This is a genomic window from Sphingomonas sp. CD22 (assembly GCF_034556155.1).
Taxonomy (GTDB): domain Bacteria; phylum Pseudomonadota; class Alphaproteobacteria; order Sphingomonadales; family Sphingomonadaceae; genus Sphingomonas.
The window spans coordinates 262149-284852 of record NZ_JAYDYX010000005.1 but is presented as its reverse complement, the minus strand read 5'-3'; the positions used below and the strand labels follow the sequence as shown (position 1 = coordinate 284852).

Genomic DNA, 22704 nt, shown 5'->3' with positions numbered 1-22704 from the left:
ATCCCAAAAAAGCATCCTCAATCGGGAAGGCCGGCGCTGGCCGGGCAATGGCGATAGAAGGTGGATAGGCCAACTTGGAGCAGCTTCGCTATTTTGGTAGGCTTGTCCCCGGCTGCTAGGAGCTTGCGCGCAGTGTCGATCTTGTCGGGTGTCATTGCTGCTTTTCGGCCACCACCGGTGCCGCCCTTCGCGCGAGCTGCCGCCAAGCCCGCGATCGTACGCTCCTTCACCAGCTCACGTTCCATCTCTGCGACTGAAGCCAATATGTGGAAAAGGAGTCGCCCAGAAGGAGTGGCCGTGTCGAACCCATCGGTGAGAGATCGGAAGTCCACGTTGCGAGCGGACAGGCCCGCCGCTAGCTCGATGAGACCTCGGATCGAGCGGCCAAGCCGATCGAGCTTCCAAATCACGAGGGTGTCTCCTGCGCGTGCGAAATGGAGCGCTTCCGCCAAGCTCGGTCGATCGACTTTCACGCCGCTCGCTTTGTCGGTGAACAGTCTCCCACAACCGGCCTTTGCCAATGCGTCGAGTTGTAGCGACAAATCTTGGTCGGTCGTCGAAACACGGGCGTAACCGATCAGCATGGGTGCATCCTACGTGAGAGGGGCGACTCTTCGACTCCAGGACAAGGATGCGAGCCGCCCTCCGGCAGGCTATTTGAGCGGCAGGAACAGCTCCGCGACCGCATCATGCTCCGGTACCTCCGGGAAGAAGGCGATGCGCTGGCAGTAGAGCGGAAAGTCGCGTGCCTCCTCACCGCTTACGGGTAGCCAATCGCGATAGAGATACAGGGCGGCAGGCTCCAGATTGTCGGTATTGCCAACGACGCGCAGCACCGCACAGCGTCCGCCCGGGATGGTGCCGGCCTCGATTCGCTCGCCGTTCGCCTCGATGGGGCGATCGGTGCCGACGCACAGGTCCATGCGGTATTCTGCTGGAGGCGTCGTGCGCGGATCGGAGTGGAAGACGTTGAAGGTCGGGCTGACCCTGGGTGACAGCCCAGTCGCTTTGCGCCAAGCGATGAACCGCTGGATGGTCGCGCCGATCGTCGCCGGGTCGCCGCGATGCTCCATGATCGCGACGGATGTCGGCGCTTCGTCGCGGATCATTACGTCGTTGGTAGTGTAAGTGGTCTGCATGAGCTTGCTCCTCGCGTTGTCGAGAGGCCCGAAGGCCGCAAGCCACGGCTCCCAATCGGGAGCCTTCCTGAACGACGAGGGCGACTGCCCGACCCGTTGCCGAAAGGCACGGGCGAAGGCATCCGGGGCGTCGTAGCCGGCATCTATCGCTATGTCGGTGACGCTCTGCGCGTCCCTGTAGGCCAGCCGGTAGGATGCCCGCTTCATGCGGGCGAGCTGGACGTAGCGTTGCACGGAAAGTCCGAAGGTCGCCGTGAACTGCCGGTGGAAGTGATATTTCGAGAAGGCGGCGACGCCGCTCACCGCATCCAGGTCTAGATCGTCGTCCAGATGCCGGTCAATGTGATCCAGCACCCGCTGCATCCGGGCATGGTAGTTGTGAACCGCCGCCTTCATCGTCCTGTCCTCCGTGGCGGCGCCAGTTAGACGTACTTGGATTGGAGGCGCTCGACCGATCTTGCGGTTCTGCGTTCGGATCCATGCGTTCTAGCAAAGGCTGCTAATTGAGAACGCCCGAGCCGTCTCGCTTGCCGTTCGTTTACGGGAACGCAGAGGCAGGGTAAAACGATTGGCGCACGAACGCGTCGCGACATTTCGTAGTGGAGGCTGTCTTGAAGCGTCTGGCCGTTTATTCCGCAGCTACAATCGTCGGCCTGATTACGGCCGCAGGGATGGCCGCTCCAACAGCGCCTTCCGGGGTCGCGGCCTTCATCCGGGATCACAAGCTGACGCGCTACACCGTCGCGTTGGCGGACCTGGACGGGGACAAGAAGCCGGAGGCGCTGATCTACGCAATGGCCACGTCCGAAGGTGGCGGCCAAGCCGACCTTTGCGGCAGCGGGGGATGTGACCTTTACGTGCTGGCCATGACGCCGACCGGCTACCGGGAAATCACCGATATCTCCGTCGCCCGACCCCCCGTGCGCGTTCTGGCGACAACTACGCATGGGTGGCGTGATCTGGGAGTGATGGTCGCTGCTGGAGGCATCGTTCGCGGATATGAGGCGCGCTTGCGCTATGACGGGCATGGCTACCCGGTTAATCCAACTGTTTCACCGGCTGTAAGGCTGCAAGCTATCGCCGGGAAACAGATCATAGGGGAGGATACCGGTCAGATGACCGACACTTCCAGCACGGCGATCAAGCATGGCGCTGCGGTCCCCGGTGTCGAGGAGGAGGGCCTGGACGGGTCCATTGGCCCGTATGGCGTCGGCGCACACATGACGGTGAGGAACCACACCGAGTTCGTCGCCGGCCACTACTTCTACGCACGGAACCCCATCGACATAGGACTCACCGGCGGGATGGATGGGGATCATCTTGTCCTGCATGGTGATGACGGATCAACGTTCAATCTACACTTCGAGACCGTCAGCCCGGCATCGAAACCGCCTCTGACATTCTATAATTCGACGTCGCTTGTGGGAACATGGACGAAGGGCACAACGACGCTGCAGGTAACGCTCGGAATGAATCTCATCGGTGGGCCGCAAGGGGCCAGCCGGTACGAGGATGTGACGAAGGAATCGGCGAACGTGTTCGAGGCAAGAGCGCGACACTTCATAGACGGCGCGCTGTCCGGCAACAAAACTGAAGCGGCATCGGCGACTTCATTTCCCTTGAACATCGGTAGCCGCCGGGGTCTCGTCCGCACCAGGCAAGAGCTGTTCCGACGCTGGGATGAGATATTTACACCATGCCTCCTGTCACGTTTGAAGCTGGCCGTTCCGCATGAGATGTTCGTTCATGACGGATTGGCGATGGTGTCGAACGGAACGGTGTGGTTCGACGCGAAGGGCGCGACGAGCATCGACACGCCAAACTGCAAGCGGGTGTCATAATATCGGTAAGGTGTCAGCTTAGGCGCTTCTCGAAACACGATCCTTTTTGGGAAAGCTGGCGGGGCAGCGGGCAGTGCTGAGGCTCGGCACCTCCTCCGCTGCCAACATGAATGAATGGCAGAAGGTTGAGAGCTGAAAAGAGGCCGCGAATGACCGGGTCTGGGTCGTGGCGACCGAGGCCCCGCCGACCTCAGCTGGGGAGAAAGCACTTAACGCCCCATATTTGGACGGCGGTAAGAGGATAGAGACTCTGATACTGGCGAGCCGCTCACATCCCGGTAATAACTAGCAGGTCAACCGCGTCTGCCATGGCTTTATAGCCCGCATCGTTCGGGTGGAGCTTGTCACCGTCGTTGAACGCAGAGTCGATCTTTAACGGATCGGTCTTGTCAGCGACCGAAGACGCAAAATCAATTACGCCATCAAAGGCACCCGAACCTCGGATCCAGCCATTGAGCGCCTGTCGTACCGCTTCGCCTTGCTCGCTGGCATAACCAGCGTTCTTGTACGGGGTGAGCGTAGCGCCGATTACGCGGATGCCGTGCTCGTGCGCCCGCTCGATGATCTGCTTGTCCGCCGCGATCAGGGCGTCCGCCGTTACCGGATCGCTTGGTCCGCGGGGGCTGAAGCTGCGTCCAATATCGTTGATGCCCTCAAGCAAGATGACGGCCTTCACACCTGGCACGCTCAGCACGTCGCGATCGAACCGTGCGAGTGCATTCGGACCTGCACCGTAGCCGAGCAGGCGATTGCCGCCGATCCCCGCACTCACCACCGCCCAGCGTTGTTTGCCCTGCCGCGCCGCCAATCGCTCGGCTAGCCGATCGGTCCAGCCGCGGAAGGCATTGTTGGTTGAGCCGTAGCCTTCAGTGATCGAGTCGCCGAGTGCGACGACTACACTCGTCGGCTGAATCGGTGCGACCTCGACTTGCGTGAGGATGACCGGTGCGTTCACCAGGCGGACCTGAGGCAGCACCGGCATTGCGCCGCTGTCGCCGCTCGGGCCCGCGACATACTGCCACAGCGCTCGCACGTTACGGACCGGCAGCCGACCCGGGGCGTAGAGCGAGACGGCGAGCTTATCGAGTGCCTTTACGGGGAGCGTGATAGGATCGCTTAGCAATGGCGCCCCGGCCGGGATATTGGTGCTAGGCAGACCGGCGAAGGTGACGATGTGATCGGTCCCGGGCAGAACCGATCCGTCCGGCCCCGCAAGCCCGACGTGCATCGCTCCAATTGCAAGGGCGTCTACGCCGCCTTCGTTCGACAACCGCAGACGAACGGCGCTTCCTGCTGCGGAGACGCGAACCACCTGCCGGATGGTCGCGTTGACGAGATCGCCAGTGCCGGTGTCTACCGCCATTTGGCCCGGGTTGTCGATCAGCCGAGGCGGGGTGGGCGGCCTGGCCGGTGCCGAAGCAGGACCAAGCGGAATGACCGTTCCGGCGGGAGGCGTGAAAGGGGCGGGCTGCTGACCGGGCGGTGGTGGCGAGACGACATACCCCCACGCCGCGACCCACGTGCGATCCGAGGCGGCCCGCGCGGCCGTAGGGCGCGGTGGCGCGCCTGCGGCCGGTACCGACATCGCGGCCAGGGCGCAAAGCAAGGTCAAACCAGATCGCGTCATCTTAGACTTCCCATTTGCTTACCTAACGCGGGACGGGCGACGTGCAGCGAGCAAGAGGCGCAACATCTCATCGCTGAATCTCGAGCGGCGGGGCAGACACCCCGGCTTCGGTCTGGACAACCGGTTTCATCGTGCCATCAGGATTGTAGTAGAGATGTTCTACGGTGACCGCGCGACGTCCGAGCGCACCCTTCTGAGCGCCGATCGTCAGCGCAGCATTGTGCAGGAACAGATACCAGTTGCCTTTGAACTCGGCGATGCCGGGATGGATGGTGAAGCTATTCTTCGCCGGTCCGGTCAGCTCGCCACGGAACGTCCACGGGCCGGTGATTGCCGGCGCCGTTGCGTAGGACACGTGTTCGTCCCCGGGTTTGGCCCCCGGCTTCGCTGCTGGGTCCATAGAGGCATAGGTAAGGTAATAGAGGTTACCGCGCCGGTGCAACCATGGGCCTTCTACGTAGAAAGGCGGGGTAATCTCCCGGATTGGTCCATCGAGATCAATCATGTTCGGCTTCAGTTTGGCGATGTAGCATTCGCGGTTGCCCCACGCGATCCAAGTTGTGCCGTCAGTGTCGGTCAGCACGGTGGGATCGATGTCTTCCCAGCTATGTTTGCCCTTGGGCGTCATCTCGTTGGTGATCAGCGCTGATCCGCGCGCGTCCTTGAAAGGGCCGGTCGGCCTGTCTGATACCGCAACGCCGATCGCCTTGCCTGGGTGGGTGTCGTCATGCTCGGCGGGCACGTACAGATAGAACTTTCCATTCTTGGCGATAGCCTGCGGTGCCCACGCATCCTTCTTTGCCCACTTAAGATCACTGATCTTCAGGATCGAAGGGTAAGAAGTCCAATGCTTCATGTCCGTCGTCGAGTAGACTAGCCACTCGCTCATATTGAACATCTCGCCGTCCTTGGCCTCGTCGTGATCGACGTAGAGGTAAAGCGTGTTGCCCACAACGAGGGGTGCCGGATCGGCGATAAATTTATCGCGGATGATCGGATTGGAGCCGGGGGTGTCGGTCGCCACGGCCGGGATCGCAGCCAACGCAGAACCAAGCGCGAGCGCTACCATGCCGAGCCAATGTTTCACGTCCGTCTCCCTATCTCGATTGTAGGAGTACTCCTGCAACCAGCGTCGTCAATCCTCCCGGGCAGAAGCGGCAGAGCGTATTGCCTGATCGAGGATCCTCAGACTCCGCGCACTCACGAAGTTCCCGTTAGAGAAGCGGCGAGGGACGAGTCTGAGGCACCTCTTGCCTGATCCGGTCAATAGGCTTGTCGAATGTCGAGCGGGTCCACAACTGAACAAGCGTCCGGTTTGTGGAAGCGGCAATGGCGCGGTGAATGTCGGGATATGGGTCAATCTTACACGGTGGGATGCGCGTCGTTGATCTCGATGACGTAGCCGTCAGGATCACGCACAAAAATCTGGCGTATGCGATCCGGTCGGGTCTGGATCGCATGGTGGCCGTCCATGTCCTTCCACGCGACGTGGAGTTCGTCTAGTCGCATGACCATCGCGTCGAAATCTGCGCAGGCCAGTGCGTAATGATCCCAACGGTTGTGTGGAGCGCCCGGCGTGCCGTGGGCGACGATATGCAGCATCCGGCCGCCGCCGAGCGCGAACCAGCGGGCTGCATCACGCGGAAACGGTGCCGGAACCTCGCGCAGGCCAAGGACCCGCGCGTAAAAGGCCACGGATCGTTCAACGTCCGCCACCTGGATGCCAACATGATCGAGCAATAGAGCCGGCGCCGGCGCCGGCGCCACGGGCTGAGCGCGGACGGGTGCTCCAAGCGTTGCAAGCAGTAGGGCGGCGGCAAAGACGTCACGCATCGATCTTCCTCATGTTCGGCCGAACAGGTAGCGGGTGCCGACAATCGAGCGGATCACCTTCCCCGGCATCGCCGCTTGCGCTGCCGCGATGAAGGTTTCGCCGGAGCAGTGACCGGGAATGAGGATATCGGGGTCGAGCGCTTGCATCAGCGCAACGGTCTCTTGCGCCTGCGCGGCCGTCTGCGGCGCCACGAGGTGGAAACCGCCAACGATCGCGTGCACACGGTCCACGCCGGAGGCTGTCTGCGCCTGCCGTACAGTGTTGATGATCCCGCGATGGCTGCACGAGCCGATCACGACAAGACCTCGGCCAGCGACATGATATGCCGTGCCAAGCTCGTGAACAGCATCGTCGATGAAGAAACTCGTTCCTCGCTTGGCCGGATCGAGCAGCGCGCGGTCGCAACCCTGGCCGGGCAACATGCCGGTCGGGACCCGCGGCCGCTCGGCCGAGACGAACGGGATACGACCCGTGGTGAAGCCTTGGCCCGCCACGATCCTTGGATCTCCTGAAATAACCGGGACCACGCCTGCGCGGAGCAGCGCCGGACGGTCGATCGCACCGAACGGTGGTCCATCGGGGTCGGTACCGCGGACGCGTGCGCAGAACGCCTCCTCACCACCCACAAATAGCGGTGTGCCGCGCCGTATGCGGCCGCCCGCGAGCAGGCCGTCAAGGCCGCCGAAATGATCGTAATGGCCGTGGCTCAACACCATCGCATCGACCGTCGCCGGGTCGATGCCGAGCAGCGCCATGTTGCCGAGCAGCGCCTCAGGCGTGTAGCCAAAGTCTATCAGCGTAGCGCGCGCCGCAGCTCCGATTCTCGAGCGCGCGAACAAAGAATAGCCCCACTGACCAGCGAATGCCTGATGATAGTCGCGCGTTATCGGGGGCGGCGTCACCTTGATGATCGGCGTGTCGATCGGTGTGCCGAAGACCGCCGTCGTGCTGTCGACCAGGACGGTCAGTTCGAGGTGATCGACGGCGGGGACGGCCAACGTTGCGGCGGTGACGCGGCGCGGCCACGCCACCGTCGACGCCGCGGCAACTATTAGTAGTTTCCTGCGGTCGATTTGCATGGCGCGTCTCCTCTCGTCGCCAGCAGTGAACGCCTAAATGTCGTCACGATCAAGCAGTGAGAGCGTTCGCGACGGGGGCCCGCAATGCGCAACGCTTCTTCGATCCGCTCGGCTTCGCGCCTGACGATGGCCGGCCCGAGGTGGAAGCAGATCCTGAACAAGCGTCCGGAGTAGGGGCGGCGGTAAACCTCGCCAAATGACAGGAGTTGGGTTCTCTCCGCCAGAATGCTGGGCGACCGATTGGGCGATCACTTCGGCTTTATGAACTTCAGGGTCATCCTGTCGCTCTCGCCAATGGCCGCGTAACGCGCCCGATGGCGATCACCGTCCGCAAAGCCCGGTGGCAGTGTCCAAACCCCCTTGGGGTAATCGTGCGTGTCCCTCGAATTAGCGTTGATCGGGCTCTCGCCGGCAAGCTTGAAGCCGGCTTTGGTTGCGTAGCCAATCACGGACGACCGCTTCATGTAACCGCTGCGCGCTTCCTCGATTGTCCCGGACATCTCGGGCAAATGGTGCTCGACGACGCCCAGGGTGCCGCCGGGTTTGAGCATGGCGAACATCTGGTCGAATGCCGTCTGCGTCTGGTCGGTCGCACCGAAGCGCCAGTTATGTACATTGCGAAAGGTCAGGACGACGTCGGCGGTGCCGGCTGGTACCGGAGTCGCGCCCCGTTCGGCTGGAAAGGTCGCAAACCTTACGGAGCGGTACGCAGCCGGCGAGGCTGACTGCTTACTCTTTACGGCAGCAAGCCCTTTGTCGTCCGGCCCGGCCGCATATAGCGTCCCGTGCGCGGACAGATAAGGAGCGAGGATTTCGGTGTACCACCCGCCGCTCGGCCAGATCTCGACTACAGTGTCCGTTGGCTTAACGCCGAAGAAGCTCAACGTTTCGACGGGGTGGCGATAGCGATCGCGAGCGATGTTGGCAGGAGAGCGCGTCGACGCCTTCACTGCTGCTTTCAGGACTGGCGTCAATGCCGGTTGAGCGGCAGCAACAGAGCCGGCGACGAGCACCAAAGCGAGCAGGGCGGAGTTAGGACGCATGAAGTGCCTTTCGCGAAGAAGGGGTAGTGCTACTCCGTCACGGCTCGGAACAGAAGTCTGCCATCTGGGTCACCTTCTGGTCGTCCTGAAGTTTTTCGCATTTGGTCGGGCGACGTGATGGTCGTCATGGAGCGGCGGTATTGGGTCGCCCCCGATTGACATTGATGAATGGCCGGGTTTGGGAAGTTCAAAAGGTGCCGCGAACCGCCGACTCTGGATCCACGCCGCCGTAAGCTGCGGGACCGCGATCTACGCTTTTTCGGCCGTTAAAGTCGAGACTGCGCAGTGTCTATCACCCGTCGGCTAGTCGAGGTCGCTCATCCACTATCTCATTTTGGAGGCTCAAACGAATCACGATATTCACATCAATGAGCTCCAACCTGAGGCGCATTAGTTGATCAGGCCATCATGATCAAAGCGGCATGGCATAGAGCGCGTGATGGGTAGCGTCCGCGCTCGTGGTGTAATTTCCCGGTGTAGATGACGGTGTATGCCGGGGTGGGGCCGAGGCCCCACCCCGGCTTCGGCGTCTCGGTGGCCACCGGGCTCATCGGTTAAGGTGGAAGTGTCGAGCTTCACCAACATCCGAGGAGTTTTTCCCGATGACCGACGACAGACTACCGCTTGCCGAGTTGATGGCGAAGACCGGAGACGGCGATTTCCTGCGCAGCGTTGCCGAGAGCGTGCTGCAGATCATCATGGAGGCCGACGTCGACGGCCTCATCGGCGCCGGCCGCCACGAGCGGTCCGGCGAGCGTAGCACGTGGCGCAACGGCTACCGTGACCGCAGCCTGGATACCCGGCTGGGCACGCTCAACCTGAAGATCCCCAAGCTGCGCACCGGCGCCTACTTTCCCGGCTTCCTGGAGCCGAGGAAGACGGTCGAGAAGGCGCTGGTCAGCGTCATCCAGGAGGCCTGGATCGCCGGCGTCAGTACGCGGCGCGTCGACGATCTGGTCCAGGCGATGGGGATGAGCGGCATCTCGAAGTCGAGCGTGTCGAAACTGTGCAAGGACATCGACGAACGGGTGAACGCCTTCCTGAAGCGCCCGCTCGCCGGCGAGTGGCCGTACCTCTGGCTCGACGCCACCTACCTCAAGGTCCGCGAGGGCGGCCGCATCGTCAGCGTCGCCGCCATAATCGCTGTCGCCGTCACCACCGAGGGCAAGCGCGAGATCGTCGGCCTGCACATCGGCCCGAGCAAGGCCGAGCCGTTCTGGTCGACCTTCCTGCGCGATCTCGTCCGGCGCGGGCTCAAGGGCGTGAAGCTGGTCATTTCCGACGCGCACGAGGGGCTGAAGGCCGCCGTCACCCGCGTCGTCGGCGCCACCTGGCAGCGCTGCCGCGTCCACTTCATGCGCAACGCGCTGGCGCACGTCCCCAAGGGCCACAACACCATGGTCGCCGCCGCGATCCGGCAGGTCTTCCTCCAGCCGGACCATGCCGCCGCCACCCGAACCTGGCGCCATGTCGCCGACCAGCTCCGCGCCAGATGGCCGAAACTCGGCGCCTGCATGGACAACGCCGAGCACGACGTGCTCGCCTACATGACCTTTCCCGAGCAGCACCGGGTGAAGCTGAACAGCACCAACCCGCTCGAACGGCTCAACAAGGAGGTGAAGCGCCGGGCTGACGTGGTGGGCATCTTCCCCAACGAGGACAGCATCACCCGGCTCATTGGCGCCGTGCTCCTCGAGCAGAACGACGAGTACCAGCTCCAGAACCGCTACATGCAGATCGAGGGCATGGTCGCTCTCGCCACACCACAGATCGAGGAGGTGACGCCGCTACAGATTACACCCAAGGCCGCCTGAACGATGCAGCCCGGGGCCACACCCCAAATTACACCACGTTGACGGACACGACCCGCGTGATGTGTAAGAATGAACAGCGTGCGCTTGCCCTTGCCCCCGATCAACAACTGCAACGGCCGTTCGGGGGTGTCGATCCGGCGCTCCTGCTTTCCGTCCGCACCGTATACGAACACCTGCCCGTTTGCGACGTAGAGGTTCCCGGCGTTATCCCGCGCGACGCTCTCGCCGCCACGGTCGGCTACCTCTTTCAGGTCGGTCAATTGTCCGCCGATGCCGACCAGTCCGCTGTACGTCCGATTTTCCGATGCATTCGTCAGGACCACCCGTTCACCCTGTTTCGCGGCCACCAATCCATAAGCGTCGAGCGAGTCCGACCAGCGCCAGCCGAGATTGTCCGCCGTGCTCTGGTTCCAGACGCGAAACGCCGGCAGCACCGGCGACCCGTCGGGCGAGACATATTCCTGCGACTTGGCGTCGGCCATCTTGTCCACGAAGAATGCTGACAGGGGCGGGAAGGCATAGGTCTTGGGATCGAGCCGATCAGCGAACTCGCCATTGGCATAGATGTTGACCGGCAGCAGCGTCGCCGCGTCGCTGTGTCTGCGCGCCGGGGTGGCGGTGATCGTGCGGATCTGCTCGGGATGCGCGGGATCGATGCTGTACACGCTGGCGTCCGTCCCTGCCGACGAGAGCACCATCAGGTTGCCGGAGCGGCCGACCGCCAGATTCACCGGGTCGAGCGGCGTATCCGTCAGCAGCGACAATCCCTCCTCCTGCGACCAGCCATGGATGCGGTGGTGAAAGCGGTCGATGAAGTAGAGCTTGCCGCTGGCATCGACCGCGCCGCCCGCGATCGAATAGAAGCCGTCCGCCAGTTTCCGGATGCCCGCCGTCACCGCGACTCCCGTTCCGGTGGCCGCGACTGCCGCTGTGGCGGGCACGTCCAGCTTGGCGAACTCGCGCTCGCGCACCTCCTGCCGGCGCGTGTAATTCTTGATCGCATTCTCGAATGGATATTTGCTGACGCGCGAGAACGTGCCGCAAGGGGCCGTGCTGCCGCTGATGATTATCAGCGACAACGGCACCGAGCTGACCAGTCTGGCGATCCTCAGATGGACGCAGGAGCGGCCTGTCGAGTGGCACTACATCGCACCCGGCAAACCGCAGCAGAACGGCTACGTTGAGAGCTTCAACGGGCGCCTGCGTGACGAGTGCCTCAACGAGACGCTGTTCGTGTCGCTCGGTCACGCCCGCTCGGTGCTGCGGCTCTGGCGCGACGACTACAACCACGTGCGACCGCATAGCGGTGTTGGCGGGCTGACGCCCGCCGATGCTGCCAGGCGGGTTGTGCAACACCGCCCCGAGGGGCACCATTCCAACCCCGGACTCCAGTTATGACCGGTAGAGCTTTGGGGAGCACGTCACGACCAGCCAGAGGAGCGATCTGGTGATCCGTTCCCTACTCATTGTCCGTACTCCTAATCCCAACAACAGTGCCTAGCTGGATGGCCGCTGTCCGATATCCGGCGTGATGGCATGGGCAGATATGGACTAAAGTCTGGCCTAACAGAGATTCAAGGACCGTCCGGCTGTCGCAAACGGGTCGACAATTTTTACTATTGGTCTCGGTTGTGTCAGGCTTCGATATAGTTGGCATCGGGTACCGAAACATGCTCGGTCAAAACGTCAAACGCGTACGAGATGTCGAACAGCTAAACGTGATGCAGCAGCGATAAGCTACCGGACATCTGGCGACTACTTACGCCGCTATAGGAGCCCGCGTCGCTTGAAAAGCCCGCAGCCAAGCGTGTCTCAACGTCGGACCAGTGTGACCGCGAAAGGGGCAGTCTTGCTCCTCCACATTTATTTCGCTCCCCGCAAGCCGTCCCTCTTCGTACGCTTTGTCGAGATGTGCCCTCCCAATCAGGGGTATTCCAGTCATAGTCTTATTTTCAGCCAATTGTTGTAGATGCCAGGCATCAATTCGGCTTATGCTTGGGATTGCTTAAGCTGCCGCCTTCGTTTTCCCAATCCTGAAGTGGCCTATGTTCAACAATGCGGGCCTCGTTCACGACATGATACGCACCGCCTGGCTTGTTGAACGAGTGGGGAAACCCGCTCGCCGCGATCGCCGGCCCGTATTCCTTTGCAAAAGCGCGATGGGCCGTTCGAGCAGACATGGATTGGGACGTCGTTGCCAAATGCAACTGGTACTGCTCGCGCTTTAGCATGTAATTGAGGTCCATAGCGTGCGTCCCCTCGGCGCGGGAGCAACTGGCTCTCAGCCGCATTAAGCTCAAGGCGTTCAATGCGGTGTGTTCCATACCACTTACTTGGACAGCATTCACGTTCGGAAAATTCCAAAAGTGTTTCTGCCTAGATTTACACAAAGTGATAGTATGGTTTTCAGTTGTAAGATGCCTAAGCGCTTTAATCGGTTCGATGCCGCTTAGGCTCGTGAGCTCAAAATGGCGACCTACTAATCACAAATCTAAAGTTGCAACGTTGCTTATAGGGCGCGGACTATGCTTAGGTGGCATGGAATAACCAGCGATTACGTAGCACGTCATGAGTGAGTACCATAGAACCAAACGCGTCTCGCAGTAGAGTTGCATCGGTCATGTTCATAACAACGACGTGCGTTCCACTGGTGGCCAAAGGCTCGATTGCGCTGATGGGATGCCCATGGTGATGCAAAGAGCGGTGACGTCAGCTGGGCTCGCATCCAAGTTCATCGCGCGCGATGCAACCCGATCCCTATCCACGCGAGGGCGCAAATGGTTGCTCATCGTGGTTCACCGTCGCGCTGGCTGTCTGACCCGTTGTCCTGACCACAATGCGATGCACCTGTTGGATAAAAGTCACGGCCAGATCGGCTTTGAACAAAATTTGTCCAAACAGGGAGTGCGCTCATCCCCGGCTTCGCAATTTTGGCCTGAGAGGCGATGCTATAAGAATCCACGAAAAGAACACCCGATTTTGCAAGCGGGAGACATAATCTCTCTGCCGTCTGCGTGCTCACAAAGAAGGCACAGACGATAAATTCTTATGTTCCTTTCTACCGCCCGAAGCCAGCGGCATCGGACAAGAATAACCTATATGTTGACGATTTCGGGCCTCTTTTAATGCAAAATGAGTGGCATAAAGCGATGCCCTATCTCGTGCTATTTTGTCCCAAGAGAGTATTTTGCTGGTCTCGAAACCCGCTGCTCGTAAGCGCCTGACATATTGCGGCTGCGCCACTAATGTCCTGACGGCCTGACGCAAGGCCTCTGCTTCGCCACACGCCACGATCAGACCGTTGCAGCCATCTATGACATCTGCCTTCGCACCCGCGTCATCGCTGACCACGACTGCGAGGCCGCAGGCCATGGCTTCGAGCTTCGCGATGCCATATCCTTCGAACAAGGATGGCATGAGGCAGATGTACCGATCGGCCAGCAGTCCGGGCAGCATATCATTGCTATAATGTTCGACGACAATGATCCGATCGTGAAGATGATCCGGATAGTCGTCGAGGACGATTTGGCGCGGTACACCTGTCCCGACGAACATCATGGAAGAACCTGGCGTTTCTTCCAAGATCGGCACCATCGCGGCCGCAACAACCGTCACCCCCTTCCTTTGCGTATAGGCCCCGATCTGGACGATCGCTGCGGGATGGCGGGGGCCATCGTCGACGAGGATGCCGGCATGATCGGTGCCGAGCCGTATACGATGAATTGTCGATGGCTCTATGCCCAAAGCCTTGCTCAGGTGGTCGGCTTCGGCGTCATTAAGCACTAGAGAAAGATCGGCGAGGGCAAAGGATCGGGCTACCAGTCGCAGCCTCAGCCCGTGCCGCCAAATCCGCTTATGGAATGGCAGGAAGCGGCCTCCAGCACACTCGCGCTCGGACGAAAGGTGCTCGAGCCCATGACTGTGTGTGACATGCAGACGGGCTCGACCAGCATCCCGTGAATAGGCGAACCAGCCGTCGCCGCTGCTCGCGTCGACGACATCCGGTTGCCGCCGGCGGATCATCGCTGCGAGAACGAAGGGGAACAGCAAGCCGCGTAATAACTTCGGTACGATCGTCGGCACGTCCTCATGCGACGCAACCGTGGCGTCGTGGCCAAGATGGCGATATTCCTCGGCGATCCGCATCACGACACCCGCAGCGCCGCTGCTCCGCTCAAGCCTGTGATGTATTGACAACAGGATCCGCAACGGTCGGGCGGGTGCTGCGATCACGTGCGTAAGCCGAACCGAGCCGACATGACGATCGCATATAATGGGGGGCGGAAGAAGTTGCGCCAAGCCAGGTAGAAGAGCGCGTGCAATTTGGCGAGCCAGAGCGGCTGGCGTAAGCCGACCTTTCTGGCATATCGACCATAATGCTTTTCAAGAAAATAAGCGTTGTAGCGTACCGACCAAAAAAATTTGCGCGCTGCATGGACGCGCTGTCCACCTGTCCTTACCTCCCCCATCGGCAGGTGGACACTATGCGCATCGTTGCTGGCCAGGATCGGGTGCCCTGACAGAAACAGCGACATCTGGAAGTCACTTTCCTCGCGGTATCCATTCCCGCCCGCATAGTGGGGGTCGAAACCGAAGCGCTCAACATAACTGCGACGCGTCAAGATGTTGGAGTTGGTAATCGGCAAGCTCACCACCCCTTCGAAGACGGCGCCATTCACGTTCTCGCACAGGGCGTAGTCGAACGGCTTTCCGCGCCGCATGCCGTTGCCGAACCTGTGCAGGGCATGCGCCCGCGTCTCGCCGGCCAGCATGTACACGCGGCGCCCGGATACGGCTCCCGCGCCGTGTTCCAGTAAAAGTCTGAGGCATTCAGCCGCGTATCCCGGCTCTAGATATTCGTCGTCGCAGAACAGCACGAATTCACCCGCGGCCGCTGCGGCGCCGTCCTGACGCGACGCTGCGGCACCCCTGCGCTGATCGTGGCGGACGATGCGCAGCGCCACGTTCGGGAAATTCTCGGCAATCGCCGCCGCGATGTCGGCTGTTTCGTCATCCCCCGCGTCATCGACCAGCAGCACCTCGTCGACGCCATCCTGAACGAAGTAGGACGGCAGCACCTTGCGTAGCGTGTAAGCGCGATTGCGGGTCGGAACGACGATCGAGATCATGTCTGTCTCCTGGAATTGGGCGAAAGGCGCATGATGAGGCGATGGCCCGGTTTTTCGACGAAGCGATGGCAGGCGATGGCGGCTATCAGCGCGAGGAATGCGGCCAGGGGAAGTGCCCACAGCGGTGTCACACCGCCCGCGCCGCGCGTACCACGCAACACGACCGTCGCTACGGGCAGATGGATCATGTAGAGCGCGTACGAGATTTCGCCGGCCTCGATGAAGGGTGGCAGCGAAAGGAAGCGGACGCCGTCGCTTCGCGCCATTTCGGCGCCAGCGAGAATGAGCAGCGCGAGTGGCGCCAGCATGGCGAGCGTCATGCCGTACCATGCGAGAACGGCGATAGCCGCACATAGCAGCAGCAAGGCCATCGAGGATGCCAAGGCGGCAAGCTGCACCCGACGGCCCCACGCATAGAGCGCGATGCCGAATGCGAATTCGGGCAGTATGCGGGCCCAGCCGAAGTTGGCGTGAAGATCAAAGAGCCCCGTCCCGAACGCGAGCGGCGCCACCGCCCATACGAGGAGGACCACGATTCCCAACGGGATCAATCGTCTTCCAGCATGACCGTCCCCGCGCCGCAGGATGGCGGCGGAAAGCAACGGAAAGGCGCAATATGCGATCCACTCTGCACTGATCGACCATGACGGATAATTCCATGCACCCGCGCCATGCGCCTGCAGTGCGTGCAACAGCGTCACGTTGAGCACCAGCTGCCACGCGGTGGCGACGAGTGCGATCACCAATCTGGCGTCCGGGTATGCCGCCAGCCTGCGCGGCCCGATGGGTGCGCTGTCCGCAAGCGTGGCAGCCCATGACTCTGTGTTCCGCAATGCGCTTTTCACGCTCGCCGCGCGCGAGCCCGCGGCGGGCACGACGGGCGCGACATCGCTGTTCTCGCGCGCCAACGTGATGAGCGATGGTCGCGATCAGTTCGACGGTCCTGGCGACCGCGATCAAGGTATCGGCAGCGGCTCGGTAAACAATCTTCAGGCGAATATCGGCGTGACCGATGCCAATTATGTTGCGATCCGTCGCACGCCCGAACAAGCGTTGGGCGTCCTCTACGCCAACGCATCAGTCGCATCCTCGGGGGCGTTCTTCCCGGCGGGGATGAACGGTACGATCCGGACAAGTGGTCTAAAAAGTTGAGGTGAATAGCAATAGCCGATGTGTCTTGCAATGCTTGATAACAAGATATAAGCGGGAGCGCTTGGTGCGCTGGTGACGGTCGGTCGCAGTAACTCAAACTACTGCGACCGACAGCGCCATCAAAGCTGCGCCTGCTCGATAATTCAGAGCGCCGTAGGCCGCCTCGACGCATTCGAATGCGTGGTTAACTAATAGTAAGAAGCTTGTATGGAAATTCCGCTAAATCTTAGCGTCGGCTACCGCCATCACCTTCTCACTGCGAAACGAGTTGAGCTCCGATAAGCGCACTTGTATCAAGTCGTTTAGTTTCGGGACATCCCATCACCCCTCCCATCATTCGATCCGCAATCCGTGCGTCAGTGCGTCGAGCACCGCGTCGACCTTCGGGGTGAGCTGCCGTCGTCGCGGCCAGACGAGGTGGAGGGGGAGGCCGACGGTGGCGCGGTCGGGGAGGATCTCGACGAGCTCGCCGCGTTCGAGTTCGGTCTCGATCAGCCATGTCGCGAGCTGGGCGATGCCGAAGCCGGCCTTGACCGCACCGACCTGCGCTTCCGCGCTGCCGAGCACGATGCGCGGTGTCATCGCCCGCTCCTCGGTGCGGCCGGCGGCATCGGCGAACCGCCAGTTGATCGTGCTGCCGTCGCTGCGGCCGTAGAGGATACAGTCGAAGGCGGCGAGATCGTCCGCCGACGACGGCGTGCCGCAGCGCGCGATATAGGCGGGAGCGGCGCAGAAGATGACGCGTTCGCTGCCGAGATAGCGGTGGCCGAGATGGTCCGCCCACGGCTCCGCCGCGCCGATCCGGATCGCGACGTCGACGCCCTCCTCGACGAGGTCGACCTTGCGGTCGGTGAAGGTGATGACTGGTCGGAGGTTCGGATGGCGTTCGGCGAAGGCGAGCAGCACCGGCATCGCCTGCATCCGCCCGAAGGCGATCGGCACGTCGACCTTCAGCCGTCCGACGATCTCCGACCGATGCGCCGCCAGTACCGCTTCGGCATCGGCGAGGTCGCCCAGGACGCGAACGCAGGTGTCGTAGAAGGCCGCACCGGCATCGGTCAGCGTAAGGCGGCGGGTCGTCCGTTCGAAGAGCCGGCTGCCGAGCCGCGCCTCGAGCCGTGCCACGCTCTTGCTGACCGCCGAGTTGGTGAGGTTCAGCCGCATGCCGGCGGCGGTGAAGCTGCCCGCATCGACCGTGCAGACGAAGGCTTCGATGCCCTTCAGGCGTTCGGAGGGGATCATCGGCGTCTTCCATTCTGGAATTATTATCCCGCCAAGCGCGAATTCATGCCGCAGGACGGTGCTTCGTGTCGCGTCTAGAGCCGGCGGGATACAGGAGTTTGCCGATGTCGTCCCCCGCCCATTCGATTACCGCGACGCCGCCGGCCGCGACCGCCGCGGGCCATGGCCTGGCCGTTCTGCTGCTGGCGATCTCCGCCTTCGTGATCGTCACGACCGAATTCATCATCGTCGGATTGTTGCCGAAGCTCGCGCGGGATCTTGGCCTGTCGATCGCGGTCGCGGGGCAGCTCGTGACGTTGTTCGCGTTCACCGTCATGCTCGCCGGGCCGGTACTGACGGCGATGCTGTCGCATGTCGAACGCAAGCGGCTGTTCGTCGTGATCCTGGTGATCTTCGCCGGAGCCAATGCGCTCGCCGCGGCGGCGCCGAATATCTGGGTGCTGGGCATCGCGCGGTTCCTGCCGGCGCTGGCGCTGCCGGTGTTCTGGGGGACGGCGAGCGAGACCGCCGGGGAACTCGCCGGACCGGAAAAGGCCGGCAAGGCGGTCGCCAACGTCTATCTCGGCATTTCCGGCGCGATGGTGCTGGGCATCCCGCTGGGCACGCTGGCGTCGACCGCATTCGGCTGGCGCGGGACGTTCTGGACCCTGTCGGGGTTGTCGTTGCTGATGGCGGTGCTGCTGCTCGTCGTGATGCCGACGCTGGCCCGTCCTGCCCGCGTGAAGCTCGCGGAACAGGCGCGGATCCTCAAGGACCCGTATTTCCTGGGCAACGTCATCCTGTCGGTCGTCGTGTTCACCGCGATGTTCACCGCCTACACCTATCTTGCCGACACGCTCGAGCAGATCGCGCATATTCCGGCAGGGCAGGTCGGCTGGTGGTTGATGGGCTTCGGCATCGTCGGGCTTGCCGGGAACTGGCTGGGTGGCCAGTTCGTCGGGCGCGGGCCGCTGATGGTCACCGCGATCACCGCGCTGGTTCTCGCGATCGGCATGGCCGCGACGACGCTGCTCGCCGGCTCGCCGCTCTGGCTCGCGATCGCGCTGGCCGTCTGGGGTATCGCCAACACCGCGCTCTACCCGATCTGCCAGGTCCGGGTGATGCAATCCGCCAGCCATGCGCAGGCGCTGGCGGGGACGCTCAACGTGTCGATGGCCAATGCCGGTATCGGGCTGGGTGCGATCATCGGGGGATCGGTGATCCAGCATCTCGGACTGGGATCGGTCGGCTATGTCGCGGCGGCGATCGCGATCCTCGCGGTGATCATCACGCCGGTGGTGAGCCGGCTGGCGCGGCGTGACGGTTGAGGAGACGCGACCTTCCGTCACCTCGACCGTTGTGCGGGGCAGAGGAGAATATGCCATGTCCCGCCGTATCCTGATCACCGGTGCCAGCGTCGCCGGCAATACCGCGGCGTGGTGGCTGGGCCGCGCCGGCTTCGATGTCGAGGTGGTCGAACGGACGCCTGCGTTTCGCGACGGCGGCCAGAATATCGACGTGCGCGGCGTCGGCCGCGAGGTGCTGCGGCGGATGGGGCTGGAGCAGGCGGCGCTGGACCGGGGCACCGGCGAGGAGGGCACCGCCTGGGTGAACGGCGACGGCAGCGTCGCCGCGCAGTTCATCACCGCTGACCTGGGTGCCGACGGACCCACCGCCGAGATGGAGATCCTGCGAGGCGATCTCGCCCGCTTGCTCTACGAACCCGCCGCGGCGCGCGCCACCTATCGCTTCGGCGACAGCGTGGCGGCGATCGACGAGGATGACGAGGCGGCGATTGTCACCTTCGCCAGCGGACGCACAGCGCGATACGACGCGGTCATCGTCGCCGAGGGGGTGGGATCGGCGACCCGATCGCGCGTCTTCGCGAACGAGAATGCGCCGCGCTGGATGGACCTGACGATCGCGTATTTCACGATCCCGCGGACTCCGGACGACGGGCGATTGTGGCGCTGGTACAATGCGACCGGCGGCCGCAGCGTGTCGCTGCGCCCCGACCGTTACGGCACGACCCGCGCGATGCTGTCGGTGCAGCAGCGGCCGGGCGGCGAGCAGGATTGGAGCACGGATCGCCAGAAGGCGTGGCTGCGCGAGCGGTTCGCCGATGCCGGCTGGCAGGCCGCGCGCGTGCTGGACGGCATGGACACCACCGACGATTTCTATTTCGACGTGCTGCGACAGGTGCGGATGAAGCGCTGGTCGAGGGGCAGGGTGGTGCTGACCGGCGATGCCGCCTGGTGCGCGACGCCGATCGCCGGGATCGGCACGACGCTGGCGATCACCGGCGCCTATGTGCTGGCGGCGGAGCTGGCGCGGCACGACGACGTGACCGCGGCGTTTGCGGCTTATGACGAGGCGATGCGCCCGATGGTGGAGGATGCGCAGGGCGTCCCCAAGATCGCGCCGCGCCTGATGAACCCGCAGAGCCGGCTCGCCATCCGGCTGCTGCATGGCGTGCTGGCGGTGGCGAGCCGGCCGATCGTCCATAATATGGTGGGCAAGGTGTTCGGCGGCAGCCCGAAGGAACTCGATTTGTCGCGCTACGCCGACGCGATCCCGACCGACGCGACGATCGCCGCGCCACCGCGGACGCCAACCGTCGCCGCGGCGCCGGTGGCGAGCGGGCTGTCGCCGCTGCTCGCGCTCGGCGCGGTGGGCGTCGTGCTCGGGGCGAGCGCGGTGCTCGGCCGGCGCAACGCGCCCGATCCGTCGCATCCCGGCATCCGCCGCTGGTATCGCCGGCTCGACAAGCCCGGCTTCACCCCGCCCGATGCGGCATTCGGCGCGGTATGGCCGGTACTCGAGACGGGCCTCGCGGTCGGCGGCTATCGCCTGCTGCGACGGCCGTCGGGGCCGGCGCGCAATGCCGCGGTCGGGCTCTGGCTGCTCAATACCGCGATGGTCGGCGGGTGGACGCAATTGTTCTTCCGCGAGAAGGAGCTCGGTGCGAGCGCGGTGGCGTCGGGCGCGATGGTGGCGTCGAGCGCCGCTTATGTCGCGACCGCGGCGTGCGTGGACCGGCCGGCGGCGGCGGTCGGCGTGCCGTTCGTCGCCTGGCTCGGCTTCGCCACGCTGCTCGCCGAACGGATCTGGCGCGACAATCCGGCGGAGGAAGGATGAGCCGGCGGCCCCGCGGGCTTGCCGCCGGATGATCTGCCGCTAGGAGGCTCGGCGATGGACCTCGACGACCAGATGCGCCGCTATTTCGGCACCGACCAATTGGCGACGGTGCCGCCGGAGGCGATCGCCGCGGGGATCGAGCATATGCGCGTCGACCTCGGCCTGGAGCGCGACCGGGCGCGGCGGTTCGCCTTGTGGACGTTGCTCTACATGCTGGATGCGGCGCCGGCGCTCGATGCGGTGTTCGAGGATGCCGCCGATCGCGATGCGGCGCGCAACCTGATGGACCTGTCCGCGCGGATGATGCCCGACGCGGATTGACCGGCGACGGCGGTCAACTGCGATAGAGCGCGATGCCGAGCGCCAGCATCCCGGCCATCGATACGGCGAGAAAGGCGATCATCACGATGATCACCCGCCGGATCAACGGGCGGTTGCCGGCGGCGCCGTCGCGCGGGCCGGCATCGCGTCCGAAGGTGTCGCGATCCGTCATTGTTCGAGGGGATCCTTGACGAAGCCTTTCAGGTCGTCCGCGTCGAGATCCTCCTGCGCCTTGCCGACGTGCTTATCGTCGGTGCCGCTGCTGCCCGATTCCTCGATCACGCGGGTCGTCTTGCCGGCGGTGTCGTCGGTATCGGGGCGGTCGGTTGCGTCGTCTGGCTGGTCGATCATGATGATATCCTTGGCGTTGTGTCTGCTCAACGAGCGGCCGGCAGCATCGGGGCCAGCAATTCGGCAAGCGTGACCGGCGCGAAATCGCGGGCGTCGACGCCGACGTCGAACTGGCGCGGCATCGGCTTCAGGCGGCCGTGGCTATGGCCGTGCAGATTGATCGCGCGGCGATGCTGGCCGTTCCAGCTGCGGAAGGGATAATGGCAGAGGACGAGCGCATGACCGTCCAGCGACACCTCCGCATAATCCCCGACGCTCGCCCAGCCGGCGGCGGTGCGGGTGCCGTCAGGATCGTTATTGCCGGACAGCAGATGCTTGGTGCCGTGCAGCTGGTCGAGCAGCCCGGTGACATCGCCGGCACGGCGCGCGACGTCGCCGAGGTGCCAGACGATGTCGCCCGGCGCAACGCGGGCGTTCCAGCGCGCGATCAGCGTCGCGTCCATCGTCGCGGTGTCCGCGAAGGGCCGGCGCTGGATGTTGATCGTGCGGTGGTCGCCGAAATGCGTATCGGCGGTGAAGAAGACGGCCATCGTGGATCAACGCTTAGACCGGGCAGGCGATGCAGCGGGAGCGCGCGCGTCCGATCAGTGGCTCGCCGCGGTGCGCGTGTCGTAACGGCCCTGCGCCGCCGCCACCTCTGGCATGCGCGTCTCCGCCCAGTCGATCATCAGCCGCAGCGCGGCGAGCAGGTCGCGGCCGAGCGGCGTGACGCGATAGCTGACGGTGACCGGCACCGTCGCGACGGCGTGGCGCGTCACCAGCCCGTCGCGTTCGAGCGCGCGCAGCGTCTGGCTGAGCATCTTCTGCGAGATGCCGCCGATCCGCTGCTTGAGCTGGCCGAAGCGCCGCTCCTGATCGCCGAGCAGCAGCAGGATCAGCACGCTCCATTTGTCGCCGATCCGGTCGAGCAACTGGCGGGTCGGGCAGTCGCGCGCATAAGCGTCGCCGCGTCCGATGGTGGTTTCGCGCGAGTGACCAAGGGAGTCGAAGGTGCCGTCTTGCATCATAGGTCACC

23 protein-coding genes and 1 pseudogene are annotated in these 22704 nt (G+C 63.3%); 7 read left to right on the top strand and 17 right to left on the bottom strand.

Annotated features, from left to right (window positions below; translation table 11 throughout):
* Window positions 1-17: 17 nt before the first annotated feature.
* Together SFC76_RS12070 and SFC76_RS12065 are read right to left on the bottom strand one after the other, a co-directional pair.
* Window positions 18-584 carry a recombinase family protein gene (locus SFC76_RS12070; protein WP_322849713.1) on the bottom strand — a complete coding sequence of 189 codons (567 nt, stop codon included), beginning with the start codon at window positions 582-584 and terminating at the stop codon, window positions 18-20.
* A 69-nt stretch (window positions 585-653) separates the two neighbouring features.
* Window positions 654-1535 carry an AraC family transcriptional regulator gene (locus SFC76_RS12065; RefSeq protein ID WP_322849712.1) on the bottom strand — a complete coding sequence of 294 codons (882 nt, stop codon included), beginning with the start codon at window positions 1533-1535 and terminating at the stop codon, window positions 654-656.
* Window positions 1536-1750: 215 nt separating this feature from the next.
* On the opposite strand from SFC76_RS12065, the gene SFC76_RS12060 reads away from it, so the two are divergent.
* On the top strand, window positions 1751-2980 hold the full coding sequence (locus SFC76_RS12060; RefSeq protein ID WP_322849711.1) for a hypothetical protein: 1230 nt from the start codon (window positions 1751-1753) through the stop codon (window positions 2978-2980).
* 268 nt (window positions 2981-3248) lie between these two features.
* Here SFC76_RS12060 and SFC76_RS12055 read toward each other — a convergent pair whose 3' ends face one another.
* From SFC76_RS12055 to SFC76_RS12035, 5 genes are all read right to left on the bottom strand, one after another.
* Window positions 3249-4343 (bottom strand): SGNH/GDSL hydrolase family protein, encoded by a 1095-nt coding sequence (locus SFC76_RS12055; RefSeq protein WP_322849710.1) that lies wholly within the window; start codon window positions 4341-4343, stop codon window positions 3249-3251.
* A 331-nt stretch (window positions 4344-4674) separates the two neighbouring features.
* Entirely contained in the window at window positions 4675-5694 is a 1020-nt protein-coding gene (locus SFC76_RS12050; protein ID WP_322849709.1) for a glycoside hydrolase family 43 protein, read from the bottom strand.
* Window positions 5695-5969: 275 nt separating this feature from the next.
* Window positions 5970-6440 carry a VOC family protein gene (locus SFC76_RS12045; RefSeq protein ID WP_322849708.1) on the bottom strand — a complete coding sequence of 157 codons (471 nt, stop codon included), beginning with the start codon at window positions 6438-6440 and terminating at the stop codon, window positions 5970-5972.
* Window positions 6441-6449: 9 nt separating this feature from the next.
* Window positions 6450-7520 carry an MBL fold metallo-hydrolase gene (locus tag SFC76_RS12040; RefSeq protein ID WP_322849707.1) on the bottom strand — a complete coding sequence of 357 codons (1071 nt, stop codon included), beginning with the start codon at window positions 7518-7520 and terminating at the stop codon, window positions 6450-6452.
* Between the two features lie 248 nt (window positions 7521-7768).
* On the bottom strand, window positions 7769-8563 hold the full coding sequence (locus SFC76_RS12035) for a class I SAM-dependent methyltransferase (RefSeq protein WP_322849706.1): 795 nt from the start codon (window positions 8561-8563) through the stop codon (window positions 7769-7771).
* Window positions 8564-9165: 602 nt separating this feature from the next.
* Here SFC76_RS12035 and SFC76_RS12030 point away from each other — a divergent pair.
* Window positions 9166-10377, top strand: a complete 1212-nt coding sequence (locus SFC76_RS12030; RefSeq protein ID WP_322849705.1) for an IS256 family transposase — start codon at window positions 9166-9168, stop codon at window positions 10375-10377.
* Here SFC76_RS12030 and SFC76_RS12025 read toward each other — a convergent pair.
* Entirely contained in the window at window positions 10290-11456 is a 1167-nt protein-coding gene (locus SFC76_RS12025) for a hypothetical protein (protein ID WP_322849704.1), read from the bottom strand. The two genes, SFC76_RS12030 and SFC76_RS12025, sit on opposite strands and share 88 nt — an antisense overlap.
* On the opposite strand from SFC76_RS12025, the pseudogene SFC76_RS12020 reads away from it, so the two are divergent.
* Window positions 11434-11775, top strand: a pseudogene (locus tag SFC76_RS12020) (integrase core domain-containing protein); the annotation flags it as partial. The gene SFC76_RS12025 and the pseudogene SFC76_RS12020 sit on opposite strands and share 23 nt — an antisense overlap.
* 581 nt (window positions 11776-12356) lie before the next feature.
* On the opposite strand, the gene SFC76_RS12015 reads toward SFC76_RS12020, so the two are convergent.
* The 4 genes from SFC76_RS12015 to SFC76_RS12000 all read right to left on the bottom strand — a co-directional run bounded on the left by SFC76_RS12015 (window position 12357) and on the right by SFC76_RS12000 (window position 16249).
* Window positions 12357-12623, bottom strand: a complete 267-nt coding sequence (locus SFC76_RS12015; protein ID WP_322849703.1) for a hypothetical protein — start codon at window positions 12621-12623, stop codon at window positions 12357-12359.
* A gap of 772 nt (window positions 12624-13395) precedes the next feature.
* Window positions 13396-14610 carry a glycosyltransferase family 4 protein gene (locus SFC76_RS12010; RefSeq protein WP_322849702.1) on the bottom strand — a complete coding sequence of 405 codons (1215 nt, stop codon included), beginning with the start codon at window positions 14608-14610 and terminating at the stop codon, window positions 13396-13398.
* Entirely contained in the window at window positions 14607-15506 is a 900-nt protein-coding gene (locus SFC76_RS12005) for a glycosyltransferase family 2 protein (protein ID WP_322849701.1), read from the bottom strand. Before SFC76_RS12005 ends, SFC76_RS12010 begins: the two co-directional genes overlap by 4 nt.
* Window positions 15503-16249: an acyltransferase gene (locus tag SFC76_RS12000; RefSeq protein ID WP_322849785.1), complete on the bottom strand. Its 747-nt coding sequence runs from the start codon at window positions 16247-16249 to the stop codon at window positions 15503-15505. Before SFC76_RS12000 ends, SFC76_RS12005 begins: the two co-directional genes overlap by 4 nt.
* Between SFC76_RS12000 and SFC76_RS11995 the strand changes: the two genes are divergently transcribed.
* Complete coding sequence (locus SFC76_RS11995) at window positions 16230-16658, top strand: hypothetical protein (protein WP_322849700.1); 429 nt, start codon at window positions 16230-16232, stop codon at window positions 16656-16658. The two genes, SFC76_RS12000 and SFC76_RS11995, sit on opposite strands and share 20 nt — an antisense overlap.
* Window positions 16659-16991: 333 nt before the next feature.
* Here the strand turns inward: SFC76_RS11995 and SFC76_RS11990 are convergent, their stop codons facing one another.
* Window positions 16992-17900 carry a LysR family transcriptional regulator gene (locus SFC76_RS11990; RefSeq protein ID WP_322849699.1) on the bottom strand — a complete coding sequence of 303 codons (909 nt, stop codon included), beginning with the start codon at window positions 17898-17900 and terminating at the stop codon, window positions 16992-16994.
* A 104-nt stretch (window positions 17901-18004) separates the two neighbouring features.
* Between SFC76_RS11990 and SFC76_RS11985 the strand changes: the two genes are divergently transcribed.
* Genes SFC76_RS11985 through SFC76_RS11975 form a run of 3 tightly spaced genes read left to right on the top strand, consistent with a single transcriptional unit; the run spans window position 18005 to window position 21338 of the window.
* Window positions 18005-19207, top strand: coding sequence for an MFS transporter (locus tag SFC76_RS11985; RefSeq protein ID WP_322849698.1), 1203 nt, complete (start codon window positions 18005-18007; stop codon window positions 19205-19207).
* Between the two features lie 55 nt (window positions 19208-19262).
* Window positions 19263-21017 (top strand): tryptophan-rich sensory protein, encoded by a 1755-nt coding sequence (locus SFC76_RS11980; protein WP_322849697.1) that lies wholly within the window; start codon window positions 19263-19265, stop codon window positions 21015-21017.
* A gap of 54 nt (window positions 21018-21071) precedes the next feature.
* Window positions 21072-21338 (top strand): hypothetical protein, encoded by a 267-nt coding sequence (locus tag SFC76_RS11975; RefSeq protein ID WP_322849696.1) that lies wholly within the window; start codon window positions 21072-21074, stop codon window positions 21336-21338.
* A 13-nt stretch (window positions 21339-21351) separates the two neighbouring features.
* Here the strand turns inward: SFC76_RS11975 and SFC76_RS11970 are convergent, their stop codons facing one another.
* The 4 genes from SFC76_RS11970 to SFC76_RS11955 are packed head-to-tail and all read right to left on the bottom strand — an operon-like array spanning window position 21352 to window position 22693.
* Window positions 21352-21510 carry a hypothetical protein gene (locus tag SFC76_RS11970; RefSeq protein WP_322849695.1) on the bottom strand — a complete coding sequence of 53 codons (159 nt, stop codon included), beginning with the start codon at window positions 21508-21510 and terminating at the stop codon, window positions 21352-21354.
* Window positions 21507-21689, bottom strand: coding sequence for a hypothetical protein (locus tag SFC76_RS11965; protein ID WP_322849694.1), 183 nt, complete (start codon window positions 21687-21689; stop codon window positions 21507-21509). The genes SFC76_RS11970 and SFC76_RS11965 overlap by 4 nt, the downstream gene beginning before the upstream one ends.
* 26 nt (window positions 21690-21715) lie before the next feature.
* A complete protein-coding gene (locus SFC76_RS11960; RefSeq protein WP_322849693.1) occupies window positions 21716-22219 on the bottom strand; it encodes a metallophosphoesterase family protein in 504 nt (167 codons plus the stop codon).
* 54 nt (window positions 22220-22273) lie between these two features.
* Window positions 22274-22693, bottom strand: coding sequence for a helix-turn-helix domain-containing protein (locus SFC76_RS11955; RefSeq protein ID WP_322849784.1), 420 nt, complete (start codon window positions 22691-22693; stop codon window positions 22274-22276).
* Window positions 22694-22704: the final 11 nt, after the last annotated feature.

Bases quoted from the DNA above. Each gene is read 5' to 3' on its own strand.
- SFC76_RS12070 (WP_322849713.1), bottom strand. From the start codon at position 584: ATGCTGATCGGTTACGCCCGTGTTTCGACGACCGACCAAGATTTGTCG.
- SFC76_RS12065 (WP_322849712.1), bottom strand. From the start codon at position 1,535: ATGAAGGCGGCGGTTCACAACTACCATGCCCGGATGCAGCGGGTGCTG.
- SFC76_RS12055 (WP_322849710.1), bottom strand. From the start codon at position 4,343: ATGGCGGTAGACACCGGCACTGGCGATCTCGTCAACGCGACCATCCGG.
- SFC76_RS12045 (WP_322849708.1), bottom strand. From the start codon at position 6,440: ATGCGTGACGTCTTTGCCGCCGCCCTACTGCTTGCAACGCTTGGAGCA.
- SFC76_RS12040 (WP_322849707.1), bottom strand. From the start codon at position 7,520: ATGCAAATCGACCGCAGGAAACTACTAATAGTTGCCGCGGCGTCGACG.
- SFC76_RS12035 (WP_322849706.1), bottom strand. From the start codon at position 8,563: ATGCGTCCTAACTCCGCCCTGCTCGCTTTGGTGCTCGTCGCCGGCTCT.
- SFC76_RS12030 (WP_322849705.1), top strand. From the start codon at position 9,166: ATGACCGACGACAGACTACCGCTTGCCGAGTTGATGGCGAAGACCGGA.
- SFC76_RS12015 (WP_322849703.1), bottom strand. From the start codon at position 12,623: ATGGACCTCAATTACATGCTAAAGCGCGAGCAGTACCAGTTGCATTTG.
- SFC76_RS12005 (WP_322849701.1), bottom strand. From the start codon at position 15,506: ATGATCTCGATCGTCGTTCCGACCCGCAATCGCGCTTACACGCTACGC.
- SFC76_RS11990 (WP_322849699.1), bottom strand. From the start codon at position 17,900: ATGATCCCCTCCGAACGCCTGAAGGGCATCGAAGCCTTCGTCTGCACG.
- SFC76_RS11985 (WP_322849698.1), top strand. From the start codon at position 18,005: ATGTCGTCCCCCGCCCATTCGATTACCGCGACGCCGCCGGCCGCGACC.
- SFC76_RS11980 (WP_322849697.1), top strand. From the start codon at position 19,263: ATGTCCCGCCGTATCCTGATCACCGGTGCCAGCGTCGCCGGCAATACC.
- SFC76_RS11975 (WP_322849696.1), top strand. From the start codon at position 21,072: ATGGACCTCGACGACCAGATGCGCCGCTATTTCGGCACCGACCAATTG.
- SFC76_RS11970 (WP_322849695.1), bottom strand. From the start codon at position 21,510: ATGACGGATCGCGACACCTTCGGACGCGATGCCGGCCCGCGCGACGGC.
- SFC76_RS11965 (WP_322849694.1), bottom strand. From the start codon at position 21,689: ATGATCGACCAGCCAGACGACGCAACCGACCGCCCCGATACCGACGAC.
- SFC76_RS11960 (WP_322849693.1), bottom strand. From the start codon at position 22,219: ATGGCCGTCTTCTTCACCGCCGATACGCATTTCGGCGACCACCGCACG.
- SFC76_RS11955 (WP_322849784.1), bottom strand. From the start codon at position 22,693: ATGCAAGACGGCACCTTCGACTCCCTTGGTCACTCGCGCGAAACCACC.